This window comes from Clostridium sp. C2-6-12 (assembly GCF_009928485.1).
Classification (GTDB): domain Bacteria; phylum Bacillota; class Clostridia; order Clostridiales; family Clostridiaceae; genus Clostridium.
This window is the reverse complement of sequence record NZ_JAABNP010000002.1, coordinates 180,418-205,056: the sequence shown is the minus strand read 5'-3', so window position 1 is coordinate 205,056 and position 24,639 is coordinate 180,418. Positions and strand designations below refer to the sequence as shown.

General features: G+C 28.2%; 22 protein-coding genes. All 22 read left to right on the top strand.

The genetic code is table 11. The features are described 5' to 3' along the window. The first annotated feature begins 69 nt into the window (after positions 1 to 69). The 22 genes from GXK56_RS02610 to GXK56_RS02510 all read left to right on the top strand — a co-directional run bounded on the left by GXK56_RS02610 (position 70) and on the right by GXK56_RS02510 (position 24,639). Positions 70 to 960 (top strand): sulfide/dihydroorotate dehydrogenase-like FAD/NAD-binding protein, encoded by an 891-nt coding sequence (locus GXK56_RS02610; RefSeq protein WP_160684559.1) that lies wholly within the window; start codon positions 70 to 72, stop codon positions 958 to 960. Positions 961 to 962: 2 nt separating this feature from the next. Next, positions 963 to 2,348 carry an NADPH-dependent glutamate synthase gene (gltA, locus tag GXK56_RS02605; RefSeq protein WP_160684556.1) on the top strand — a complete coding sequence of 462 codons (1,386 nt, stop codon included), beginning with the start codon at positions 963 to 965 and terminating at the stop codon, positions 2,346 to 2,348. 326 nt (positions 2,349 to 2,674) lie between these two features. Continuing rightward, positions 2,675 to 3,622 (top strand): MoxR family ATPase, encoded by a 948-nt coding sequence (locus tag GXK56_RS02600; protein WP_160684553.1) that lies wholly within the window; start codon positions 2,675 to 2,677, stop codon positions 3,620 to 3,622. A gap of 80 nt (positions 3,623 to 3,702) precedes the next feature. Next, complete coding sequence (locus GXK56_RS02595; protein WP_160684550.1) at positions 3,703 to 4,818, top strand: DUF58 domain-containing protein; 1,116 nt, start codon at positions 3,703 to 3,705, stop codon at positions 4,816 to 4,818. Then, complete coding sequence (locus tag GXK56_RS02590; RefSeq protein ID WP_207710250.1) at positions 4,818 to 6,077, top strand: hypothetical protein; 1,260 nt, start codon at positions 4,818 to 4,820, stop codon at positions 6,075 to 6,077. Before GXK56_RS02595 ends, GXK56_RS02590 begins: the two co-directional genes overlap by 1 nt. A gap of 84 nt (positions 6,078 to 6,161) precedes the next feature. Beyond that, a complete protein-coding gene (locus GXK56_RS02585; protein ID WP_160684544.1) occupies positions 6,162 to 6,530 on the top strand; it encodes a desulfoferrodoxin in 369 nt (122 codons plus the stop codon). 175 nt (positions 6,531 to 6,705) lie between these two features. Then, positions 6,706 to 7,158 (top strand): MarR family transcriptional regulator, encoded by a 453-nt coding sequence (locus tag GXK56_RS02580; RefSeq protein ID WP_160684541.1) that lies wholly within the window; start codon positions 6,706 to 6,708, stop codon positions 7,156 to 7,158. A 134-nt stretch (positions 7,159 to 7,292) separates the two neighbouring features. Further along, the gene (locus tag GXK56_RS02575; protein ID WP_160684538.1) at positions 7,293 to 7,994 is read left to right on the top strand and encodes a pirin family protein; all 702 of its coding nucleotides are present in this window, start codon (positions 7,293 to 7,295) and stop codon (positions 7,992 to 7,994) included. Positions 7,995 to 8,288: 294 nt separating this feature from the next. Beyond that, entirely contained in the window at positions 8,289 to 8,468 is a 180-nt protein-coding gene (locus GXK56_RS02570) for a hypothetical protein (RefSeq protein ID WP_160684535.1), read from the top strand. A gap of 75 nt (positions 8,469 to 8,543) precedes the next feature. After that, positions 8,544 to 8,681: a hypothetical protein gene (locus GXK56_RS27655; protein WP_202127808.1), complete on the top strand. Its 138-nt coding sequence runs from the start codon at positions 8,544 to 8,546 to the stop codon at positions 8,679 to 8,681. A 53-nt stretch (positions 8,682 to 8,734) separates the two neighbouring features. Beyond that, entirely contained in the window at positions 8,735 to 9,658 is a 924-nt protein-coding gene (locus tag GXK56_RS02565; protein ID WP_160684532.1) for a ribonuclease Z, read from the top strand. A gap of 560 nt (positions 9,659 to 10,218) precedes the next feature. Further along, complete coding sequence (gene cplR, locus GXK56_RS02560) at positions 10,219 to 11,868, top strand: ABC-F type ribosomal protection protein CplR (protein WP_160684529.1); 1,650 nt, start codon at positions 10,219 to 10,221, stop codon at positions 11,866 to 11,868. A 59-nt stretch (positions 11,869 to 11,927) separates the two neighbouring features. Continuing rightward, positions 11,928 to 12,782, top strand: coding sequence for an AAA family ATPase (locus GXK56_RS02555; RefSeq protein WP_160684526.1), 855 nt, complete (start codon positions 11,928 to 11,930; stop codon positions 12,780 to 12,782). A gap of 337 nt (positions 12,783 to 13,119) precedes the next feature. Then, positions 13,120 to 14,526, top strand: a complete 1,407-nt coding sequence (locus GXK56_RS02550) for an amino acid permease (protein WP_160684523.1) — start codon at positions 13,120 to 13,122, stop codon at positions 14,524 to 14,526. Positions 14,527 to 14,956: 430 nt separating this feature from the next. Next, a complete protein-coding gene (locus tag GXK56_RS02545) occupies positions 14,957 to 16,021 on the top strand; it encodes a CAP domain-containing protein (RefSeq protein WP_160684520.1) in 1,065 nt (354 codons plus the stop codon). Between the two features lie 303 nt (positions 16,022 to 16,324). Then, positions 16,325 to 17,140 carry a hypothetical protein gene (locus GXK56_RS02540; protein WP_160684517.1) on the top strand — a complete coding sequence of 272 codons (816 nt, stop codon included), beginning with the start codon at positions 16,325 to 16,327 and terminating at the stop codon, positions 17,138 to 17,140. 227 nt (positions 17,141 to 17,367) lie between these two features. After that, a complete protein-coding gene (locus GXK56_RS02535) occupies positions 17,368 to 18,045 on the top strand; it encodes a response regulator transcription factor (protein ID WP_160684514.1) in 678 nt (225 codons plus the stop codon). Continuing rightward, positions 18,042 to 19,547 carry a HAMP domain-containing sensor histidine kinase gene (locus GXK56_RS02530; RefSeq protein WP_160684511.1) on the top strand — a complete coding sequence of 502 codons (1,506 nt, stop codon included), beginning with the start codon at positions 18,042 to 18,044 and terminating at the stop codon, positions 19,545 to 19,547. Before GXK56_RS02535 ends, GXK56_RS02530 begins: the two co-directional genes overlap by 4 nt. 549 nt (positions 19,548 to 20,096) lie before the next feature. Beyond that, the gene (spoIIM, locus tag GXK56_RS02525; protein WP_160684508.1) at positions 20,097 to 20,729 is read left to right on the top strand and encodes a stage II sporulation protein M; all 633 of its coding nucleotides are present in this window, start codon (positions 20,097 to 20,099) and stop codon (positions 20,727 to 20,729) included. A gap of 208 nt (positions 20,730 to 20,937) precedes the next feature. Continuing rightward, positions 20,938 to 21,816 carry a tyrosine-type recombinase/integrase gene (locus tag GXK56_RS02520; protein WP_160684505.1) on the top strand — a complete coding sequence of 293 codons (879 nt, stop codon included), beginning with the start codon at positions 20,938 to 20,940 and terminating at the stop codon, positions 21,814 to 21,816. A 318-nt stretch (positions 21,817 to 22,134) separates the two neighbouring features. Next, positions 22,135 to 24,219 (top strand): molybdopterin oxidoreductase family protein, encoded by a 2,085-nt coding sequence (locus GXK56_RS02515; RefSeq protein ID WP_160684502.1) that lies wholly within the window; start codon positions 22,135 to 22,137, stop codon positions 24,217 to 24,219. 3 nt (positions 24,220 to 24,222) lie between these two features. Beyond that, positions 24,223 to 24,639: a 4Fe-4S dicluster domain-containing protein gene (locus GXK56_RS02510; protein ID WP_160684499.1), complete on the top strand. Its 417-nt coding sequence runs from the start codon at positions 24,223 to 24,225 to the stop codon at positions 24,637 to 24,639.

The following is a 24,639-nucleotide window of genomic DNA, read 5'->3' as shown; positions in this document are numbered from 1 at the left end:
AGTTTACAGTTGAGGATAAAAAGCCTATGGCTTTTTTAAATAAATACATAAATACAGGGGGTACAAAAAGTGTACAAAATAGCAAGTAAAAAAGCGCTTACAGAAAGCATATTCTTAATGGAAATAGAAGCACCTAGAGTTGCTAAATCTGCAAAGCCAGGTCAATTTATAATTATTAAGAATGATGAAAAAGGTGAAAGAATACCTTTAACAATAGCAGATTATGATGCAGAAAAAGGAACAGTAACTATAGTTTTTGCAGCTATAGGAAAAGGAACTAAGCAATTAGCTGCTTTTAATGAAGGAGATTCAGTTTCTGATTTTGTTGGACCACTTGGAGTTCCTAGTGAGTTCATTCACGAAGACTTAGAAGAATTAAAGAAAAAGAAATTTATATTTATTGCAGGTGGAGTTGGTGCAGCTCCAGTTTACCCTCAAGTAAAATGGATGCATGAAAATGGAATTGAAGTAGATGTTATTTTAGGAAGCAGAAACAAAGATTTATTAATATATGAAGAAGAATTAAAGGCAACTTCTGGCAATCTTTATGTAACTACTGATGATGGTTCATATGGAGCTAAAGGAACTGGTTCAGATATGCTTAAAGAATTAGTTAATAATCAAGGTAAGAAATATGATCATGCAATTATAATTGGACCAATGATAATGATGAAATTTACTTCTATGTTAACTAAAGAACTAGAAATTCCTACTACAGTAAGTTTAAACCCTATAATGGTTGATGGTACTGGTATGTGTGGAGCTTGTAGAGTTACAGTTGGAGGAGAAGTTAAATTTGCTTGCGTTGATGGACCAGAATTTGATGGACATTTAGTAAATTATGATGAGTCAATGAGAAGACAAGCTATGTATAAGACAGAAGAAGGAAGAGCAATATTACAAATTGAAGAAGGAGATAATCATAACCATGGTGGTTGTGGATGCAAGGAGGACAAATAATAATGAATATGGCAGATAGAATGAAAAGAACACCTGTTACAGAACAGGCACCAGAAGTGAGAGCAAAAAACTTTGAAGAAGTTTGCTTAGGATATGATGATGAAAAAGCTGTAAAAGAAGCAAGTAGATGTTTAAATTGTAAAAATCCAAAATGTGTTGAAGGATGTCCAGTATCAATTGATATTCCAGGATTTATTTCAAAAGCAAAAGATGGAGATTTTGAAGGCGCAGCTAAGGAAATAGCAAAGTATAGCTCATTACCAGCTGTTTGTGGTAGAGTATGTCCACAAGAAAGTCAATGTGAAGGTAACTGTGTACTTGGGATTAAAGGAGAAGCTGTAGCAATAGGTAAATTAGAAAAATTTACTGCTGACTGGGCAAGAAAAAATAATGTGGATTTATCTGAAAGAGAACCATCTAAAGGTAAAAAGGTTGCTGTAATAGGAAGTGGCCCAGCAGGGCTTACTTGTGCAGGGGATTTAGCTAAAAAAGGTTATGAAGTAACTATATTTGAAGCTTTACATGAAGCAGGTGGAGTTTTAGTTTATGGAATTCCTGAATTTAGATTACCTAAAGAAGATGTTGTTAAGGCTGAAATTGAAAATATAAAAAAATTAGGAGTAAAGATTGAAACTAATGTAATCATAGGTAGAACAATAACTATAGATGAATTAATAGAAGATGAAAAATTTGAAGCAGTATTTATTGGATCTGGAGCTGGACTTCCAAGATTCATGGGAATACCAGGAGAAAATGCAAATGGAGTATTTTCTGCTAATGAATTTTTAACAAGAGTTAACTTAATGAAAGCATTTAAAGATGAATATGAAACTCCAGTTAGAGCAGGTAAGAAGGTTGCTATAGTTGGTGGTGGAAATGTTGCTATGGATGCAGCAAGAACTGCTTTAAGATTAGGAGCAGAAGCTCACATAGTTTATAGAAGAGGTGAATCAGAACTTCCAGCAAGAGCAGAAGAAGTACATCATGCAAAAGAAGAAGGCGTAATCTTTGATGTTTTAACAAATCCAACAGAAATTTTAACAGATGAAAATGGATGGGTTAAAGGAATGAAGTGCATAAAAATGGAACTTGGTGAACCAGATGCATCAGGTAGAAGAAAACCAGTTGAAGTAGCGAATTCTGAATTTGTTTTAGATGTAGATACAGTAATCATGTCTCTTGGAACATCACCAAATCCATTAATTTCATCAACAACTAAGGGCTTAGAAATAAATAAGAGAGCATGTTTAGTTGCAAATGAAGATGGATTAACTACAAAAGAAGGTGTTTACGCTGGTGGAGATGCAGTTACAGGAGCTGCAACTGTTATTTTAGCTATGGGAGCTGGTAAAAAAGCAGCAGCAGCAATTGATGAATATTTAAGTTAATTTATTTAGCAATTTTTTTGCAATTAGGAACTTAAATTTATTAGAACATATATAACTAAATTATTTTGCGGTTAATAAAATAAATATTTTATTTAAGGGCTGGAAGTTTTGTATAAGATTCTTCCGGCCTTTATTTATGTTTGTATAATTTTACAAATTTAATTTATAAAGGTGAAAACCCTTACAAGTTATATGTAACTGTTCTATAATACTAATATAAGGAAATTCTATAATAAATTCATTTAGTATATTTATTACTATATAATAAGTGAGTTTTAAAGAAATTAAGTAATAATATAAATTGGTTTAACAGGAGAGGAGAAAAAATGGACGTAAAAATATTAGCAGATAGCATAAAAGAAAATATACAAAGGGTTATAATTGGAAAGGATCAAGTAATAGATATTGTAATTACAGCTTTAATTTCTGGAGGTCATGTACTTTTAGAGGATGTTCCTGGGACAGGAAAGACAGTCCTTGCAAGGAGCTTGGCCAAATCAGTTAATTGTGATTTTAAAAGGGTTCAATTTACGCCTGATTTAATGCCTTCAGATTTGACAGGTATAAATTACTATAATCAAAAGTTTGGAGAATTTACCTTAAGAAAAGGACCTGTTTTTACAAACATATTATTAGCAGATGAAATTAATAGAGCTACTCCAAGAACTCAATCAAGTCTCTTAGAATCCATGGAAGAAAAGCAGGTTTCTATAGATGGAACCACTTATATATTAGATAAACCTTTCTTTGTAATAGCATCACAAAATCCAGTTGAATCTCAAGGAACATTTCCACTTCCAGAAGCTCAATTAGATAGATTTTTAATAAAAATAAATATGGGACATCCAACCATAGAAGAAGGAAAACAAATCTTTAAAAGATTCATTGAAGACAATCCTTTAGAGGAATTAAAAAGTGTATGTGAAAAAGAAGATATTTTAAAAGCAAGAGACATTTCTAAAAAGATATTTGTAAGTGATGATATTCAGGAATACATATTAAAAATCGTAAACGAAACCTTAAACAATGAAAAGATAATATTAGGAGTAAGTCCAAGAGGAGCTTTGGCAATGCTTAAAGCTTGTCAGGTGTATGCAGCCATACAAGGTAGAAGTTTTGTTAATCCAGATGATGTAAAGATATTAGCGCCTTTTATATTTTCACATAGACTTATTATTAAAAATAGTTTAAGGATAAAAGGAATATCAAATGAAGATGTAATTTGTGAACTTTTAGAAAAAGTTGAAGTCCCAATAGAAGCGTGGAATAAATAAATTAATCAATTAGATATTGAAGCTAATAAGTGGCTTTAAGTTATTAATATACTTAATTAAGAAAAGATTTGGGTGATTATATGGAAATAGTATTAATAATAGTCCTTATTCTATTTTTCTATGAGTTTCAACATAAGTTATATGCAAAATACTGCTTTAAAAATTTATTTTTAGAATTTAAATTTGAAGATGAAGCTATATTTGAAGGAGAAAAGACAAAACTCAAACAAACTTTTATTAATAGGAAATGGCTCCCTCTATGGTGGCTTCGAATTCAATATATGATGTCTGCAAAAATCTCTTTTGATCAAATTGAGGAAAAAAAGATATCTAATTTAGAACGTAGAAGTGAGGAATTATCATTATTAGGATATGAAAAACTAGAAAGGGAAGTAGTTATAATAGGAAAAAAACGAGGATGTTTTAAATTAGAAAACATGGACGTAATATGTTCAGATTTATTTGTTACAGATAAATTTGTGAAAAAGCATGATGTTAATGAAGTTTTATTTATTTTTCCTAAAATTTTGTCCGAATTAAAATATGATGTTCAATTCAAAAAACTACTTGGTGATATTATTACAAAAAAGCATTTGATTTATGATCCTTATGAGAGAAGAGGTATAAGAGATTATGTTACCTCAGATAGCATGAAGGATGTGAATTGGTCTGCAAGTGCAAGAAGTAATGAACTTAAGGTAAATGTATATAACTATACAGCAAGTCAGGAAATTCTCATTTTTTTAAGCTGCCAAAAGGAAAATGAATGGGTTTTAGATCAAGTTGTTGAAGAAGGAATAAGTATAGCAGCAACAATATATGAGGAATTTTCAAAACAAGGAATAAAAGTTGGATTAATAACAGATAGCATTGATTTAGATACTGATTCTAATATAGAAGTATATAGTGGATGCGAACAAGATCATGGAATTTTGTTTAATGAAGGTCTTGCCAAGATAAATATAACTTCATGTAACGAAAATAATATTTCTAATTTTATAAATGAGCATGTTATTAAGGATAATAGAGAACCTTTATGGATAGTAATATCAAATGCAACTAGAAATGGTATGAGAGAAGCAGTTAATAACGCAAAAGAAAATGATTTTGATGTTAAATGGATTATTCCTAAAGAAAAAAATACTGAAATATTATTAGAAAATTTAAATGAAGTAATAATATGGGATGTGGAATGATGGAAAATGAAGTACAAGTTTATTCAATAACAGATGAATATATGAAAAGTCATCATGTAAAAACTTTATGGTATCAATTAGTAGAAAATTTAATTTATTTTTTGTGCATATATCCAATAGTTGCAATTGTAAATTACATAGTTAATGAAAACGAAAATATGTTATATTTAAATCTTTTATCAATTTTACCAGTATTTTTTATGACTTATTTAAGGCATAAAATAAAAACATTAAGTAAATTTATTTTATTTATAGTATTAGTTTCTGCCATGTGGTTAACTATATTAGTTCATTTTAATCAATATGTTTTTATACTAGTTCCTATTATTTGGACAATTATTAGTATGAGAAGAAGTATTGTAGTCCAAAGATTTGACTTTAATAAATATAAACTTTTACTAGCTGAAACATTATTAATACCTCAAATAATTTTTGCAGCTGGTCTTCAACTTAATAAGTTTCAAATATTTATATGTTTCATTTCTATTTTTATAATGTGTATATCAATAGCATATATTTGTAAAGCAAGAAATAAGCGATTATCTTTAGATGATATTGAAAATGAAAGTTTTAATAGAAAGGATAGTAATATATTTATAGGTGGAACTATATTATTGATTTGCATAATTTTATTTGTGTTATATAAAAGTGGAGTTTTTGACTGGGCTAATTATGTAACAAATAAAATTTCAAGAAGCCTGCCTCATACTGCAAAAGAGAGTATAGATAGTCAAAATAATAATTTTCAAATATCATCTGGTGGAAACTACATGAATGGGCTTTATAAACTAGGCAATGGAAATAATGAACCACCTGGAATATTGGCTAAAGCTATTTTTCTATTATTAGATATAATTGGAGCCATAATTATTATATCTGCAAGCTATTTAGCTTTAAATAGATTATTAATATATATAAAAATGTTAAAAAATAAAGATAAAGTGACATTTGTATTTACTAATAAAAATGAAGGTGAACTTAAAGAAAAGATTAATAAAATAAAAAGAGAAATTAGAAAGAGCTTATTTTTAACTGATAGAGAAAAAATAAGAAGATTTTATAAGAATAAAATATTAAAGTATAAAAGAAACAATATTATTATTAATAACTCTTCTAGTACGTGTGAAATACAAAAAGAAGTGCTTCATAAAGCTTCAGAAAATATAGCTGACATAACTAAAGTGTATGAAAAAGCAAGGTATTCAAATGAAGAAATTACTGAAAAAGATATGGATGTAATAAAAAAATATAAGAAATAATGTAAGCTTTTGCAATATAATTGATGAAGCTTATAGGAAAATATGTTATAATATATTCATAATATGGTGAAAGGTGGTTAAATTATGGTTTCATTTTATCGTTGTGAATTATGTGGGAATATTGTAGGAGTTATAAAAAATGGTGGAGGTCAATTGGTGTGTTGTGGTAAACCTATGACTAAGCTAGACGCTAATTCTACAGATGCAGCACAAGAAAAACATGTTCCAGTAGTAGAAAGAAAAGATGGAAAATTACATGTAAAAGTAGGATCAGCTGAACATCCTATGACAGAAGAACATTATATAGAATGGATTGCAGTATGTTCAGATAAGAGTACTGAAAGAATTACATTATCACCAGGCGAAAAGCCAGAAGCAGTTTTTGTAGATAAAGGAAAAGCAGTAGTTTATGCATATTGTAATTTGCATGGATTATGGAAAGCTGAAATATAATTATTAGGGTTATTAAAGCACTTAAGTTTAAAAGCTTAAGTGTTTTTATTTATGTAAAAGCAATTTTTACATAATCTTTGGAAAGACATAAATATGTAACAGAAGTTTTTATAGTTCTTGCTAAATCGAAACTTATTATGTTGACATTGTCACTAATTAGTGATAAATTTTAAACATGGATAAGAAATATGATTTAGATAATAACTATGAAACAAATTTAAATTTATCTACTTTGGTGGTTTTTACAAGGGCAGAACAAAAGATTCATAAGATGGAATACGAAACCATGAAGGCTGGAGGATTAACTAGTTCTCAATTTGCAGTTTTAGAAGCCCTTTATAATAAAGGTGATTTAAGAATCTGCGAAATAATAGAAAAAATATTAACTACTTCAGGAAATATTACTGTTGTTATAAAAAATTTAGAAAAGGATGAGTTTATAAGTAAATACCCAGATCCAGATGATAAAAGATCAATGATAATCTCATTGACGGATAAGGGAAGAAAAATTATGGAGGATATTTTTCCAAAACATGTTGAAAATATTAACGAGATTTTTAGTATTTTAACTATTGAAGAAAAATTAGAGTTAAAAAAAATATTGAAGAAGTTTAAAGATTTAAAATAACTTGAAATTATATAGAAATTTTTCATGAGTTATAGATTGAGTTTGGAAAATAATTATATCAAATTATAAAATATATAATTTGATATAAAATTTATTTAAATGTCACTAATTAGTGATAAATGGAGGCGCATATTATGTTAAAAAAAATAGATAATAAAAATATGGGGAAAAGTAACTTGGGATGGTTAAAAAGTTCCTTTCACTTTTCTTTTTCAGAATACTATAATCCTTTAAATATTAATTTTGGAAAGCTTAGAGTTATAAATGACGATGTAATAGAGCCTAAAACTGGCTTTTCTATGCATCCTCATAATGACATGGAGATTTTTACTTATGTTGTAAACGGGAAGTTAACTCATAAAGATAGCATGGGTAATTCACATGAATTGAGCAGAGGCGAAGTGCAGTATATGAGTGCTGGTACAGGTGTTTATCATAGCGAATATAATCTTGGTGATGAAGAGCTACGATTACTTCAAATATGGATTTTCCCTGATAAAAAGGATTATGAACCTAACTACGGAGAAAAGAAATTTAACTGGAGAGATAGAGAAAATAAATGGCTCCATATGGTTTCCAGTACTGAAGGAAATGCACCAATTAAAATTCATCAAGATGTTAATATATATTCCATTTATTTAGATGAAGGTAAAGAAGAAGGATTAATAATAGGAGATAACAGGCAGGCATACTTAGTTCAAATTGAGGGAAATTCTATAATTAATAATATAGAATTAAATGAAAAAGATGCTTTAGAAATTGTAGAAGAAAATATTCAAGTTAAAGCAAAGGAAAATTCACATTTCCTAGTGTTGGAGATGAAAAAAGAGATATAATAATTATTAACATTTAATATATGTTGCAAATTTTATTTCTGCTAAGCTAAGTATAATGGTTAATTTTGCAGAAATTATTTGCAACATATATTTTTTATTAATTAATTCGAGTAATCTATCCTTTTTGATGAGTTGAAATTTTTAATCTTATGAAGTTTGAACTAATAAAAAGTATATATCATTTTAATAAATATTATGCTTAGTATAGGTTTTTGTGTATAATAAGGTAAGTGATTATGATAAGCACAAAATATTCATTATCTATGAGTAGAAAAATCAAGTGAGGTAATGCCAATGAACGAAAAGAATATAGAAATGATGAAAAAATTAATAGAGGAAAAAAAGCAAAAAGGAAATAGCTCGAAGGCAAATAAAAGAGCTAACAAAGTATCAGGAAGTGCAGGAAATATCATGGGAAGAAGTGCATCGAAAGGTGTCAAGGTTGGAAATGGCGGAGGATTATTTGATAAATAGAATATGGAATAAGATAAATTGTTTTATTTATAAAAGAGGTTATAATAATAATATAATTTAATTGGAGGAAGAAAAATGAACGAAAAAAATATAGAAATGATGAAAAAAATAATCGAGGAGAAGAAACAAAAAGGAAAAAATACTAAGAATAATGAAAAGCCAAAAAAGGTAATAGGTAGAATGTTGCTTCATAGTGGTAGAACTTCATTATAATAAGATATGTAAATGTGAAAAAATATTTAAAATACTAGGAAAGGAGTCCTAATATGATTGATTTACTGTTACTGGGCTGCGGTGGTGGAATGCCTATGCCAAATAGATTTTTATCAGCCTTGTTGCTTAATTATAAAGGAAGGAAAATTCTTGTTGACTGCGGTGAAGGAACTCAAGTATCAATGAGAATTTCAAATGCAGGCTTTAAGTCTATAGATATTATATGCATTACACATATTCATGGAGATCATATTGTAGGACTTCCAGGACTACTTGGAACTATTGGAAACAGCGGGAGAACTGAACCGCTTACCATAATAGGTCCAGAAGGAATAACAGATACAGTTAATAAATTAAGGGTAATAGCAAATTGGCTTCCTTATGAAATTAATATAATAGAAAATCCTAAAGAAACTATAGAGATATATAATGAATTCATCACAGGTGAAATTAAAATATCATCTTTAGAACTTGATCATTCATCACCCTGTATAGGTTATAGTTTTTACTTTGCTAGGCAGCCTAAATTTGAGGTAGAAAAAGCAATTAAGAATAATGTACCTAAAACACTATGGAATAAGTTACAAAAAAAAGATGAACAAATTATTGTTGATGGGGTAATATATACAAGTGATATGGTTTTAGGTAGAGGACGAAATGGTATAAAAATAAGTATAATAACTGATACTAGACCTACAAAAGAAATTCCTAGCTTTGTTGAAAATAGTGATTATTTTGTATGTGAAGGAACTTATGGAAGTGATGAGGATTTACACAAAGCAATAAAAAATAAGCATATGACATTTTCAGAAGCAGCTAAATTAGCTAAAGAGGGAAAGGCTAAGCATTTATTATTAACCCATTTTAGTACAGCTATGAATGAACCGGAAATGTATTTAAATAATGCAAAAAATATTTTTGATAACACCATAATTGGTTATGATAGATATAATGTGACTTTGAATTTTGAGAACTAAACTGAAAAAATATATAAAAATTAGAAAGAAATTTTATAAAATATGGAATTTTTATAAAATTGATGATATAATCAAAATATATTAAAGAAAGGTAAAGGTAATTTCAACAATGAGAATGTAATCTATAATCAAAGTTTTACAGTATAACAAATAAATAAATTTACATGTTGTTTTTAAAACAGTGTTTTAAGAATTTATTTAATGTAAATTAAAAATCTTTATAAAGGTTTTATTGTTATGCATAAATTTCAGGAGAGTAGATTATATAACTTAGTTAGTGATGATTTTACCAAGTATCAATAAAAGAGAAATTTTATTATTGAGCTTTTATTAAAGCTTAAATTAATTTTATTTTGATTTTTTGATATAATTTCTTATAGAAAAATATGTTGTGTTTATTGTTGAATAAAAATCTCTAATTATGATTTTTATTTACCATGTTTCTTTTTAGAACATATTATAAGATTTGGTTTAAATATATTCACTGTTAAAAGCAGTGGATTTTTATTTAGTATAAACTAAGTATATACTCTCTCCTATTAATTAGGAGGGATTTTTTTATGCAATTAGGAAAATTAGATAAGATAAAAAAATATTATGGAGATAAATTAATTTTAGATATTAATAATTTTGAAATATTTAATGAAGATAGGATTGGAATAGTTGGAAAAAATGGAGCAGGAAAAACAACCATGCTTAATATATTAATGGAGAAAATTGAACCTGATGAAGGTCAATGTTTTTTAACAGATAGCTATTCATATATAAGTCAAACTGCTGAAGAAGAAAGAGAATGTGAGGATAATAAGGTAAAAAAATTATTTGAAGCACCAGATAAATATGAAGAGTTCTTATCTGGAGGGGAAAAAGTAAAATTAAAAATATCTAAAGCTTTAAGTGAAAATAAAAAGCTTATTATTGCAGATGAACCAACTTCAAACTTAGATAGCAAAAGCATTAAAGTTCTAGAAGAGATGCTGAAAAATTATAATGGAGCATTGTTACTCGTATCTCATGATAGAGAGTTTTTAGATTCACTTTGTAATAATATACTAGAAATCGAAGATGGAAAAATAAAAGTCTATAAAGGAAATTATTCCACCTATTTAAAATTAAAAGAAGAGGAGCGTAAACGAAAAGAATTCGAGTATGATGAATATTTAAATGAAAAGAAGAAAATTGAAAAGGCAATTGTATCTAAGACTGACCACAGAGACAGTATAAGAAAAACTCCCAAAAGAATGGGGAATTCTGAAGCAAGGCTTCATAGTAAAATGGGAAATCAAAGAGCTAAAAAGAATCTTGACAATAATATAAAAGCATTAAAGAGTAGAATAAATCACCTAGAAGTTAAGGAAAAACCAAAGAATATAAGTGAACTAAAAGTAAATATACAAGCTGGTATGGAGATAATATCTAAGAATCTTATAGAAGCCAGCAAATTAAATTTATCTGTAGGAAATAAGTTATTATTAAGAAATGCTGATTTCAAAATCAAAAGAGAAAGAAAAGTAGGAATAATTGGTGATAATGGATGTGGAAAAACTACTTTGTTAAGAGAAATATTAAAAGGAAAAAATGAAAATATAAAAATAGCTAATAGAGTGAGTATTGGTTATTTTGATCAAAGTCAAAAAATATTAAGAGATGAAAAAAGCATTTTAGAAAATGTAACAGAAAATTCTTCTTTTGATCAAAGTTTTATAAGAATTAATTTAGATAACTTTGGTTTTAAAGGGGAGGAAGTTTACAAGCTTGTGGGGACCTTAAGTGGTGGAGAAAAGGTGAAAATAGCTCTTTGTAAAGTATTGCTTAGCGATAATAACCTTTTAATATTAGATGAACCTACAAATTATTTAGATATAAAAGCAGTTGAAGCCTTAGAAAAAGCATTAATAAGTACAGAAAAAACTGTAATTATTGTATGTCACGATAGAAAATTTATTGAAAATGTATGTGACTATATTATTGAAATAGGTAATAATACTTGTACAACTTTTGATGGAAGTTATATTGATTATATTGCACAAAAGAATAAGCCTAAAATAAATAAGGAAGAGAGAAATAATAAAGAAAAATTAATGATGATGGAAATAAAACTTTCAGAAATAATTTCATTATTAGCTACGGAATCAGATATGTCTAAAAAAGAAATATTAGAAACTAGGTATAATCAATTACTAAGGGATATAAAAGTATTAAAATTGTAAGGGTGGTGGTTGTCACCAGATTTGTGGTGTCAGTCAACATTGAAAAGGTGGGATAATATATGAAAAATAGACTTATATTAATAGAAGGAATACCAGGCTCCGGAAAATCAACAATTTCTAAAAAAATAAGAGATTATCTTATAAATAAAGGTTTAGATGTTGACTTATATAATGAAGGAGATCTGCATCCTGTTGATATGGCATGGAATGCACTTTTATCTCAAGGAGAATATGAAGATTTAATTAGAGAAAACAAAGAGTATGAAAAAGTAATAAAAGAAAACAGTGTACTTGAAGGCGATTATGTTATAGTAGCCTACACTAAATTGGGTTTATATAAAGATCAAAATAATCTTATGAAAAAGTTTGAAGCGCACGAAGTGTATGATGGAAGAGTATCATTAGATATGTTTAAGGATATTCATCTTAAAAGATGGAGAAAGTTTGGAGAAGAGACGAAAAAAACACAAGATAAAATTATCTTATTTGAATGTGCTTTTTTACAAAATCATATTAATGAGTTGCTGGCAGTGCATGAAAAAGATGATCACTATATAATACAATACTTAAAGGAATTAATAGAAACAGTTATGGACCTCAATCCAAAACTTATATATCTTAAGCAAAATTCTGTAAGTAATACGTTAGGAAGGGTTGCAAAAGAAAGAGTGAGTGAAAATAAAGAGGAATATCCTGATTGGATAGATTTGATTAAAGAGTATTTGAAAAGCTCAAATTATGGAAAAAGCAAAAATATAAATGATTTTAATGATATTGTGAAATATTTTGAGAAAAGACAAGAAATGGAATTAAAGGCTATAGAAAATTTATCAATAGATAGTTTTATCGTTAATAATTCTGATTATAATTGGGATAATATTATTAAAATAATAATTGAAGATTTACTTGTATAAAATTAAATTAATATATACCGTAATATGAAAGCTAGCGGCTTAGTATAAAATACTTAGCAGTTAGCTTTCTTGATTTTAATTATTGTCAGTTCTTTTAGAATGTTTAGCGACAATTTTCGTGCATATAATGTTACCTGTGAATATTAATAATAAATTTTATATATAATAAATTAAATTATCAGACTGTTAACATCTTGCTAAATATAATCAAAATGTGATAATATATTATATGGTTTGTTGTATTTTTAAAATTTTATGGTAAAAATATTAAAAGACTGAGATATATAAATATTTAAAGAAGAAAATTGACGAAAGCTAAATAAAGAGGAGGACCTTTATGAACATTTTCAAGAAAAAATCGTTAGAGCAAATGCTAGAAGGTGCACATAGGACAGAGTTAAAGAAAAATCTAAAAGCAAAAGATATAGCTGCCTTTGGAATTGGTGCAGTTGTGGGAGTTGGTATATTTGTTGCAACAGGAACAGGTGCACATTTAGCTGGACCGGCTGTTATAATATCATTTATATTAGCTGGCATAGTTGCGTGTCTTTGCGCATTATGTTACTGTGAATTATCAACTATGTTTCCAGTTGCAGGAAGCACATATTCGTATTCATATATTGTATTTGGAGAAATAGTTGCAATGATAATAGGCTGGTGTTTAACAGCAGAATACTTAGTTGCATGTAGTGCTGTAGCATCAGGATGGTCAGGTACATTTGTAGGTATATTAAAGTCCTTTGGACTTACAATTCCAGCAGCATTTACTTCATCACCAAGTAAGGGTGGAATAGTAGATTTACCAGCAATACTTATAATTGCAGTAATAACTTATATATTATTTTATGGTATGAAGGAAAGTGCTAGAGTAAATAACATTATAGTTGGAATAAAGATAGCTATTATTCTTATATTTATTGCCCTTGGAGTAGGACATATTAACCCTTCAAACTATCAACCATTTGCGCCATTTGGATTTGGAGGAATTTTTGCTGCAACAGCTACTATTTTCTTTTCATTTATAGGATTTGATGCAATATCTACAGCAGCAGAAGAAGCAGAAAATCCCAAAAGAGATATACCACTTGGACTTATTATTTGTTTAATAGCTGTTACAGTGCTTTATGTTGGAGTTGCAGTTGTACTTACTGGAATGGTTCCATTCAGTGAAATAATTTCAGAAAATGCAGTACCAGGAGCTTTAGCAAGAGTTGGTATTACATGGGGAGCAGCTTTAGTTGGAACAGGAGCTATACTTGGAATGATTTCTACTATAATGGTAGTGCTTTATGGTCAAGTTAGAATATTTATGGTTATGTCAAGAGATGGACTTTTACCAAAATTATTTTCTAAGGTTCATTCAACTCATAAAACACCACATATAGCAACAATAATAACTGGAACAATAGCTGCTATAATAGCAGGATTTTTACCATTAGATATAATTGTAGAATTTTTAAGCACAGGAACATTATTAAGTTTTATTGCTGTTTCTCTAGCAGTTATAGTTCTTAGAATAACTAAACCAAACTATAATAGAGTATTTAAAGTGCCTGGAGCACCATTTACGCCTATAATATCAATATTATGCTGTGCGTTTTTATTATATGGATTAAAGCTAATAACTTGGATAGGATTTGGAGTTTGGCTTGCTATAGGACTTTTAGTTTATTTCTTTTATGGAAGAAAGCATAGTGTTCTTCAAAATGGTGAGTCGGTAGAAAAGTCGGAAAATGTTGCTTAAATTGGATTTAATTAAGAAAAAAGAATATAATTATATAAAAACTAAACGGAATTGGTAAATATTAGAAAAAGACATAGTTAGATATAATTTATAAAATAGAAAATAACTTTGTATAAATTATTGAAAACTAACAAAAAGAACTGCATTACTTAGCGATGCAGTTCTTTTTTTGTTAGAGGAAACCCCTTTAATACCAATGGATAAGAGCCTGTCTTATAGGATGAAGCAGTAAATGAAAGAATATTAAAGCTTTTCAGAGTTAATGGCTTATAGTCCAAGTATCTATATAAAAGTGATGTTGAATAATGTCGAAAGTATGGTAACATAGAGACATAGGTTTGCTTGAAACAATTAAATATATATTAAAATTTTTCTAAACAAATTAGAAAATATCAAGTAACCAAATAAAAAAATCAAAGGAGAAAAACTAATGAAGAAAGCGTTCTTAAAAAAGCTAGTTGTAGGAGTAATTACTGCAACAACAATGACTACTTTAACACCATTAGGAGTATCTGCAGCGACTAATAATACAATAGATACTAACAGCTACACATTTAATTTAGACAAGGTATTAAAAGCAGGCTGGTTAAACGAAAATGGCGCATGGTACTATTTAGACAAAATGGGCAATGCAAAAACTGGATGGATAAAAGATAATGGTAAATGGTACTACTGTGATAATACTGGAGAAATGCAAACAGGTGTAATCAAAGTTAATGGAAAAACATATTGTTTGAATAACTCAGGTGCAATGGAAACTGGAAAAGTTAAGGTTGATAATACTACTTACAAATGTTCTACTAATGGACAAGTTGTAGGGGATAAAGCTCCAACAGTTGATAAGGTTTTCAATAACAGCAATGTAGTTGTTAAGGATAATAATCAAAATTCTAAAGTAACAAATTTAAATGATAATCAAACTACTAAAAATATTGAAAATACAGTAACAAATTTAAATGATAATCAAACTACAAATAATATTCAAAATACAAGTAAATCAAATAATTCTACAGATACAGTGACTAGTAATACTAATACAGGAACAGCTACAAATATAACAAATGTGGATGTTCAAGGATTACCTAAATTGCCACAAAATTATCCAATAAGCGTACAAGCCTCAGCAGAAAGTCAAATTCTTCAATTAATGAATGCAAAAAGAACTGAGGCAGGATTACAACCTCTAGCACTAGATAATACATTAGTACAAGTAGCTAGATACAAGAGTAACGATATGATACAAAATAACTTTTTTGATCATACAAATCCAGATGGGACTAAATGGACAAACTGGTTACAAGCAATTGGATATAAATATACTACAACTGGAGAAAATATAGCATATAATACTTATGATGCAGTTGAATTATTTAATCAATGGTGGAATTCTCCAGGTCATAGAGCAAATATGATGAATGCATCATATACTAAAGTTGGTATAGGTGTTATAAAAGGTAATAATAAATATATGGGTACTCAAGAATTTTCTAACTAATAATATGAATATCAAATGATTTTGTAAAATTAGTATAAGAAATTTAGAGGTTAGAGTATTTATATTCCATATTAGATAATTGAAAAATATATAAACATAAATAATCAACTTATAGGGCAGTAAATAGAAATACATTCTATTTATTGTCTTTTTTTTATTTTAGTCTAAAATTCATATTACAATAATTTAAGCATCGTAACAATATATATAAATACTTGTAACAAAACTGTAAAAAAGCATTTATATAATTAAATAAAAAATTAAATAAAATACTTGAGAAATTCGAAAAGGATGGGATTAGAAATGAAAAATATGAGTTTAAAAAGTAAAGTTATTTCAGGAGTTGTCATTGCAAGTATGATGGTATCAACAGGCACAATTGCATTTGCTGCTGATGGAGCAAGTACAGCTAATGGTAAAACTTCAATCCATAATCAATTTAAACATAAATTTGGGCAAGGTAAAAACAATGGTATAGAAAACAAACTAAATGCTTTAGTAACAGCAGGTACAATAACAGCAGAACAAGAAACATCAATAAAAACAGCTCTTACACCTCAAGGCTTTGCTAAAGGTGGAAAGTTTGCAGAAGCATTTAAAACTAAGCTTGAAGGGCTAGTAACAGCAGGAACAATAACAGCAGATGAAAAGGCAGCAATAGAAACAGCTCTTACAAGTGAAAAAGGAAATTTCAAAAAAGTACTTGATAATTTAGTATCTTCAGGAACATTAACTGCTGAAAAACAAAAAGCAATAGAAGCAGCATTAAAACCACAAAAAGAAGCTAAAGGTGAAAAACATATGGATATGTTAAAAACCAAAATTGAAGAGTTAGTAACAGCAGGAACAATAACAACAGATGAAAAGGCAGCAATAGAAACAGCTCTTACAAGTGAAAAAGGAAATTTCAAAAAAGTACTTGATAATTTAGTATCTTCAGGAACAATAACTGCTGAAAAACAAAAAGCAATAGAAGCTGCGTTGAAACCACAAAAAGAAGTAAAAGGTGAAAAACATGAAAATGTGTTAAAAACAAAGCTTGGAGCTTTAGTAACTGCAGGAACTATAACTGCAGAACAAGAAGCTGCAGTAGAAAGCGCTCTTAAACCAGTAAAATAATAGTTTATTCACAGGCATTTTGGATTGAATAAAAATTTAAGTTAACTAGCAATAGTAAATAATATAGAAACATATGATTTAGAGATATCCTTTATATTAAACGATAGAAATAGTTTGTTTAATATAAAGGATTTTTTTATAATAGTATATGCTGAATAATTTGTGACGAAATTGTAACAAGAATGAGCTATACTTAATTTAAGTAGTAACTTTTAGGAGGAGCATATATGAAAGGTAAAAAGGTATTAGTAGTTGATGATGAGCAACTAATAAGAAAACTTGTGACTGATTTTCTTAAAAAAGAAGGGTATCTTACTATTGAAGCAGAAGATGGTAGAAAAGCTATGGATATATTTTTTGCTGAAAATGATATAGATTTGATAATTCTCGATGTGATGTTACCAGAATATGATGGATTTACAGTTTGCAGAGAGATTAGAAAAAAGTCAAGGGTTCCAATTATTATGCTTACAGCTAGAGGAGAGGAATTTGATGAAATATTCGGATTAGATATTGGAGCAGACGAATATATATCAAAACCTTTTAGCCCTAAAATATTAATTGCTAGAGTGAATGCTGTATTAAGGAGAACAATACCTGAAGAAAAAGAATTTAAAGAATTTAATGGATTAACAATAGATTATAATGGTCATCAAGTTATAAGTGAAGGAACTGTTATTGATTTAAGCCCTAAAGAATATGAATTATTAATTTATCTTGCAGATAATTACGGAAGAGCATTAAGTAGAGAGCAAATACTTGATAAGGTTTGGGGTTATGATTATTATGGAGATTTAAGAACAGTTGATACTCATATAAACAGATTGAGAATAAAATTAAATTCCCAAAGTGATTTTGTTCAGACTGTACGAGGATATGGATATAAATTTGAGGCACTAAGATGAATAGATCCATAAAGTCAAAACTTTTCATATCCATAACAGCTTTACTGGCGTTTTTTGTGATTATATTGTGTTTATTAAATAGTTTTTATTTACAACAATATTACGTTGAAAAGAAGAAAAATATCCTTATTAAAAATGCAAAGGAATTAACTAATATTTATAATGGTAATCCTCAAGAAATTATTGATGAGTTGGATAGAAGAGCAAAAATAACTGGAAGTACAATTGATATTCGAGATAGTAACGGAAAAATACTTTTCACCTCTTCTAGAAGGCTGCCTAATGAAAATAATATTACTGAGAATAGCAACAAATCAAATAATGTTCCATCACCCATTGAGTTTAATCCTAATAATGAAAAATTTAAAAAGCGCATAGAGGAAACATATAAAGAGGGAGTGTATACTTTTGAAAATAGAAGGGATGTACAATTAAAAATAGACCTTTTAACTTTAGTAACTAAATTAAGCAATGGTGATATACTCTCTATAAAAGTTCCGTTGATTTCAATAAAAGAAAGTGTTAATATTGCAAATAAATTTATTATTATCACAGGAATTGTAATAATAATTTTAGGAAGTATATGGGCCTATTGGTTTTCAAAGAAATTTACCAAACCTATATTAGAAGTAAATGATATTGCAAATAACATGGCTAAATTTGATTTTACTCAAAAGTGCAACGTAAATGGAAAAGATGAGATTGGTCAGCTTAGTGAGAGTATTAATTATTTATCTTGTGAATTGAATAGAGCAATTACAGAGTTAAATATAAAAAACAAAAAACTTGAAGAAGATATAGAAAAAGAAAGAAAAATAGATGAAATGAGAAAAGAATTCATTTCAAGTGTATCTCATGAATTAAGAACACCATTATCAGTAATACATGGTTATGCAGAGGGTCTTGTCAGTAATGTAGCGGAAAATGAAGAAGACAGGAAATTTTATTGTGATGTAATTATAAAAGAAACAAACAAGATGAATAAATTAGTTAGAGATCTATTAAATTTATCTCAAATTGAGTCAGGATATTTTAATATTGAAAAAAGTGAATTTAACTTAACTTCCTTAATTATTTATATTCTCGATAAATATAAGGCTGTTTTTTTAGAAAAAAATATCAAAATAGAATTTGAGGTTATTGAAGAATTATATGTTTGTGCAGATATGGTTAGAGTTGAACAAATAATCACTAATTATCTTAATAATGCTATTAATCACTTAGATGATAATAAAATCATTAAATTAAGTACAAAGATTATTGATGACAAAATAAAAATATATGTATTTAATTCAGGAAAACATATACTAGAAGAAAGTTTAGATAAGATATGGAAAAGTTTTTATAAAGTAGACAAGGCAAGGACAAGAGCGTATGGAGGATATGGGTTAGGATTATCAATAGTAAAAGCAATTGTTGAACTTCATGGTACAGAATGTGGTGTAGATAATACTGAAGGTGGAGTAGTCTTTTGGTTTGAACTAGTTAGAATGAAGGTATAGCAGCTCTTTTCAGTAGTGAAAAGAGCTGTATTGCCAATAAGTTCCTTATTGTGGCATAGCCATTTTTTTCAGAAGTGCAAAGTTACGGATTGTAGGGAAGTACGCATTGTAGCATAGCTAATCTTTTAAGCGGTGCATAGCTACTCTTTTAAAAAGTGAAAAGTTCTATATTCAGCATAGCTGCTCTTTTAATAAGTGCATGTTTTAATATTTATGACATGTACTATATTTTATTTTAGACAACCTCCATTTTCGGTTTTAGTGTGCATATGAGAAAAAGTATTGTTAACTAATAAAAAGCAATAAGTTTAAAATTATAATTTATGATATGTTATTATGCTAAAAATATCTTAAAGATAATTTGATAAAAATAGTTATGTAAAAAAGCTGTCAATACCTAATTCATAAAAGGTGAGATGAAATATTAAAAGCTCTAATTATGTATTTATATTTTTATTAAATTATTTTACATATTTATGGTTAAGTGGAGGAATATAATTGAAATATTAAACATAGTATAAAGTAGAGTAACTAAAGGAGGAATAAGAGATGAATTATTTAATTGCTAAATTTAATGATACGTTTAAAGATAAAAAGGCTTATTTTTTCATTGTATTAATAATGTTTTGTCTAGGTATATCCTTTGGACTTTATACTGTTAAATATATGGGCGCAAGCGATAGAAATGACTTGACAAATTATTTTTCTAGTTTCACAAATAGTGTTGGGAATGAACCTATAGATTATGGAAAGTTATTATTTGAAGTTATTAAGAAAAATATTATTATCATTATACCTATATTTATTTTGGGTTTTACTTTTTTTGGTGCGCCAATAATTTCAATTTTAGATTTATTAAAGGGTTATACTCTAGGTTATACTTTTTCTTTTATGGTAACTACTTTTGAAGGCAAAGGACTTGGACTAGCATTAGTAGCTATTATTCCTCAAAATATAATTTATATTCCATGCTTTATTGCATTAAGTGTTATTAGTTTATCCATGTCTACAGAAAAGTTTAAAATGAAATATTTTAAAAATTGTAACATTAAAACTTTATTTTTCTATGATTTTTTAAACAGGTTAGCTATAATTATAATATTATTGGCAATGGGTATGCTAATAGAAACTTATTTATCACCATCTCTGATAAAATTCGTGGCTAAAAAATTCTATTTATAAGAGTGAGGGTTCATGATTCTGAAATATTTTAGAGTATGAAGTTTAGTAGTAGAAATAATTATTAGATTATATAATCATGAAATTATCACTAGTTTAAAATTTACTCATGCAAATAATGTAAATATATACACTGATGAAAAGCTAAAAAGAAGGAAAGTTGACAATTTTGTCGAATACTAATCATAATCAATGGTATAGGAGATAGTTAATGATTAATTGCATAAATAATTATAAAGAATATTTATTAGAGAGTGGTAAAAGTGAAAATACCATATATGCATATGTAACAGATGTTAGTTTATATCTTAAGTTTCTAGATAGAAAAAAAATAGATATATATAAAAGTGATAAATTAACAATTATGTCATATATACAAAATCTAATAAATTTAGGAAAATCAGAAAGATCTATAAATAGAATAGTAATAAGCCTAAGAAATTTTTATTCATATTTAAAAAGTGAAGCTTTAGTGAAGGATGTACCTAAAATAGAATATAAAAGCTCTAAGAATAATAGGAAGTTACCGCAAATTTTAACAATTGAAGAAGTAGACAAAATTATAAGAATAGTTGAAAAGGATTGTACCAAAGGAATTCGAGATAATGCTTTATTAGAATTAATGTATGCTACAGGAATGAAGGTGTCAGAATTAATAGGGCTAAATGTAGAGGATGTAAACCTTGATTTGAACTTTGTAAGATGTACAGATAATAAGCATTTTGAAAGATTGATTCCTATAGGAAGAAGTGCAAGTAAAGCAATTTCAGAATATTTAGGTATTAGATATAAAATTGCGCAATGTGGAGTTCCTAATTTATTTGTAAATTTAAATGGAAATAAGCTTACTAGACAAGGAATTTGGAGGATTGTTAAGGAGTATGCAAGACAAGCTTCTATTGATAAAGACGTTAATTTAAATACTTTTAGACATTCTTTTGCTGTGCATTTACTTCAAAATGGTGCAAATGTAAGAGCAGTACAAAAATTGCTTGGAAATCAGGTTTTAACATATATGGATACCTATTATGAGATCATAAATAATGATAAAATTAATTATATTTATATGCACACACATCCAAGAGCTTGAATATTAATTTGATCATTTATAAAATATTTTTAGATATAAGGAAATGCTATCATATAAAAATGATGGCATTTTCTTTATGTACAAATATATTCAAAGCATAATCAAATAGAAATACTAAATAATTTTGGGGTATAAATTTAAATAAACAAAGTATACAAACCGTGATTGAAATCACGGTTTGTGTACTTTGCATAGAATATAATGGAAAGGATGTATGATCTAATTAAATGCACGAGAGGTTTGTAAATTTTAAAGTGAAAAAATTCACAAACTATACAATTAAAAAAGTCTTTAAAATTTTTAGAAAAGAGGGATAAAATGAAAAAAGTACAATCAACTTGTAATTATTGCGCGTTGGATTGTAACCTTGACTTTTATGTTGAAGACAACAAAATTGTAAAGGTTATACCTACAAAAGGATATCCAGTTAACAATGGATTTTCATGTATCAAAGGTCTTTCTTTAGACAAGCAACAGACAGTTGTAAAAGATTCATCACTTCCAAGAATAAGAGAAAAAGATGGTTCATTTAAAAGGATTCCATGGGAGGATGCTTATAAAATTGTAGCTGATAAATTTTTAGGATTGCAAGAAAAGTACGGAACTGAAAGTGTTGCAGGTATTAGTACAGGACAATTGACTTTAGAAGAATTTGCACTATTAGGACATGTAATGAGAAATCATTTAAAAACAAATTTAGATGGAAATACAAGATTATGTATGTCTACCGCTGTAGTTGCTCATAAGCAAAGTTTTGGCTTTGATTCACCACCTTATACATTAAAGGATGCTGAATTGTCAGATACTATAATATTAATTGGAGCAAATCCTATTGTAGCCCATCCAATATTTTGGGATAGAATCAGAAACAATAAGGATAAAAAATTAATAGTTATTGATCCAAGAAGATCAGAAACAGCAGAGCATGCTGATTTTTGGTATGGACTAAAGGGTAAAACAGATTTGATTTTACTTTACGCTGTAGCCAACAAGCTTATAGAACAAGGTTACATAAATGAAGAATATATATTAAATTATACAGAAGGTTTTGATGATTTTAAAGAATTTGTAAAGCAATATACCTTAGAGAAAGCAGCAAAGGCAACAGGTCTTAATGAAGCAGCAATTTTAGAGTTAGTAGAACTAATTCATAATGGAAAAAGAGTTTCTTTCTGGTGGACAATGGGTGTAAATCAAGGATATGAAGCTGTTAGAACAGCCCAAGCCATTATAAATATAGCACTTATGACAGGAAATATAGGTAAGCCAGGTACAGGAGCTAACTCTTTAACAGGTCAATGTAATGCTATGGGATCTCGTGCATATAGTAACACTGCTGGTTTGTTTGGTGGTGGAGATTTTGATAATCAAGCTAGACGTAAGAGAGTTGCTGAAGTTCTTGAAGTTTCTGAAGATGTACTTGCAACTAAACCTACCTTAACCTATGACGGAATTATTGAAAAAATAATTTCAGGTGAAATTAAAGGTTTATGGGTAATATGTACAAACCCACGTCATTCATGGACTAATAATAAAACCTTTAAAGAAGCTATTAAAAAGCTAGAGTTTTTTGTGGTTCAAGATATTTATGGAGACACTGACAGCTCAAAGGACTGTGATTTATATCTTCCAGTAGTTCCAGGAATTAAAAAGGAAGGAAGCTTAATAAATACTGAAAGACGTATTTCAGCATTAAGACCAGCACTTGAAAAGACAGCTGATGAAAGAAATGACTATGAAGTAATTTATGGTATTGGTGAAGCATTAGGTATGGGAAGTTTGTTGGATAAATGGAAGACTCCAAAAGATGCATTTAATTTAATGAAGGAATGTTCTAGAAATATGCCTTGCGACATGACAGGAGTTTCTTACGATGAATTAGAAAATTCAAAGGGAATACAATGGCCTTTCAGAGAAGGAGAAGTACTTAAAGATAATGAAAGAAGACTATTTGAGGATAATATATACTACACTCCATCAAAGAAGGCTAAATTCATATTTGAAGAAGTTCGTGAAAATCCACTACCAAATACAAAAGAATTTCCTTATACCTTAAATACTGGAAGAGGAACAGTTGGACAATGGCATACTCAAACTCGTACAAGAGAAATTAATTTTGTTGATGATGTTACTGTAAAAACTGCTTATATTTATATGAATAATAAATTAGCTGAAGAGTTTAAGGTAAAAGAAAATGATATGATTAAAGTTTCATCTATAAATGGTAATTCTTCAAACTTTAAAGTTAAGCTTACAGACAATGTTAGATATGATGAACTTTATGCTCCAATGCATTATTTAGAATGTAATAATTTAACACCATCTTTATACGATCCATATTCTAAAGAGCCTTCATATAAAACTACTCCAATTAATGTTGAAAAGATTGAAATGGAGGTATAAATCATGAAGAGAATAAAAATAGATAGAAGCAAATGTGTAGGATGTTTAACTTGTGTAACTGCATGTGTTGTAGCACATGAAAGCAGTGATTCAAGAAACAGAGTTACAATAGATAGCAGCTCAAAACCAGCACCTATTTTCTGCAGACATTGTGATAAGCCAGAATGTGTTTATACTTGTATGACAGGGGCAATGTCTAAAAATAGAGAAACAGGTTATGTTGAATATGATAAAAATCGTTGTGCAAGCTGTTATATGTGTATAATGGCATGTCCATATGGAGTTTTAAAAAGTGATAGAATTGCACACAAGGAAATTATGAAATGCAATATGTGCGCTCACAGAAGTGAAGATAACGAACCAAATCCTATGTGCGTTGAAAAATGTCCAATGGGCGCAATTACTTTAGAGGAGGTATAA

Coding starts and splice junctions, on each gene's coding strand:
- GXK56_RS02510 (WP_160684499.1), top strand. CDS start 24,223: ATGAAGAGAATAAAAATAGATAGAAGCAAATGTGTAGGATGTTTAACT.
- GXK56_RS27655 (WP_202127808.1), top strand. CDS start 8,544: ATGAACGAAAAAAATATAGAAATGATGAAAAAAATAATCGAGGAGAAG.
- GXK56_RS02550 (WP_160684523.1), top strand. CDS start 13,120: ATGAACATTTTCAAGAAAAAATCGTTAGAGCAAATGCTAGAAGGTGCA.
- GXK56_RS02555 (WP_160684526.1), top strand. CDS start 11,928: ATGAAAAATAGACTTATATTAATAGAAGGAATACCAGGCTCCGGAAAA.
- GXK56_RS02590 (WP_207710250.1), top strand. CDS start 4,818: ATGGAAAATGAAGTACAAGTTTATTCAATAACAGATGAATATATGAAA.
- gltA (WP_160684556.1), top strand. CDS start 963: ATGAATATGGCAGATAGAATGAAAAGAACACCTGTTACAGAACAGGCA.
- GXK56_RS02585 (WP_160684544.1), top strand. CDS start 6,162: ATGGTTTCATTTTATCGTTGTGAATTATGTGGGAATATTGTAGGAGTT.
- GXK56_RS02600 (WP_160684553.1), top strand. CDS start 2,675: ATGGACGTAAAAATATTAGCAGATAGCATAAAAGAAAATATACAAAGG.
- GXK56_RS02540 (WP_160684517.1), top strand. CDS start 16,325: ATGAAAAATATGAGTTTAAAAAGTAAAGTTATTTCAGGAGTTGTCATT.
- cplR (WP_160684529.1), top strand. CDS start 10,219: ATGCAATTAGGAAAATTAGATAAGATAAAAAAATATTATGGAGATAAA.
- spoIIM (WP_160684508.1), top strand. CDS start 20,097: ATGAATTATTTAATTGCTAAATTTAATGATACGTTTAAAGATAAAAAG.
- GXK56_RS02570 (WP_160684535.1), top strand. CDS start 8,289: ATGAACGAAAAGAATATAGAAATGATGAAAAAATTAATAGAGGAAAAA.
- GXK56_RS02535 (WP_160684514.1), top strand. CDS start 17,368: ATGAAAGGTAAAAAGGTATTAGTAGTTGATGATGAGCAACTAATAAGA.
- GXK56_RS02520 (WP_160684505.1), top strand. CDS start 20,938: ATGATTAATTGCATAAATAATTATAAAGAATATTTATTAGAGAGTGGT.
- GXK56_RS02530 (WP_160684511.1), top strand. CDS start 18,042: ATGAATAGATCCATAAAGTCAAAACTTTTCATATCCATAACAGCTTTA.
- GXK56_RS02595 (WP_160684550.1), top strand. CDS start 3,703: ATGGAAATAGTATTAATAATAGTCCTTATTCTATTTTTCTATGAGTTT.
- GXK56_RS02575 (WP_160684538.1), top strand. CDS start 7,293: ATGTTAAAAAAAATAGATAATAAAAATATGGGGAAAAGTAACTTGGGA.
- GXK56_RS02580 (WP_160684541.1), top strand. CDS start 6,706: ATGGATAAGAAATATGATTTAGATAATAACTATGAAACAAATTTAAAT.
- GXK56_RS02515 (WP_160684502.1), top strand. CDS start 22,135: ATGAAAAAAGTACAATCAACTTGTAATTATTGCGCGTTGGATTGTAAC.
- GXK56_RS02565 (WP_160684532.1), top strand. CDS start 8,735: ATGATTGATTTACTGTTACTGGGCTGCGGTGGTGGAATGCCTATGCCA.
- GXK56_RS02545 (WP_160684520.1), top strand. CDS start 14,957: ATGAAGAAAGCGTTCTTAAAAAAGCTAGTTGTAGGAGTAATTACTGCA.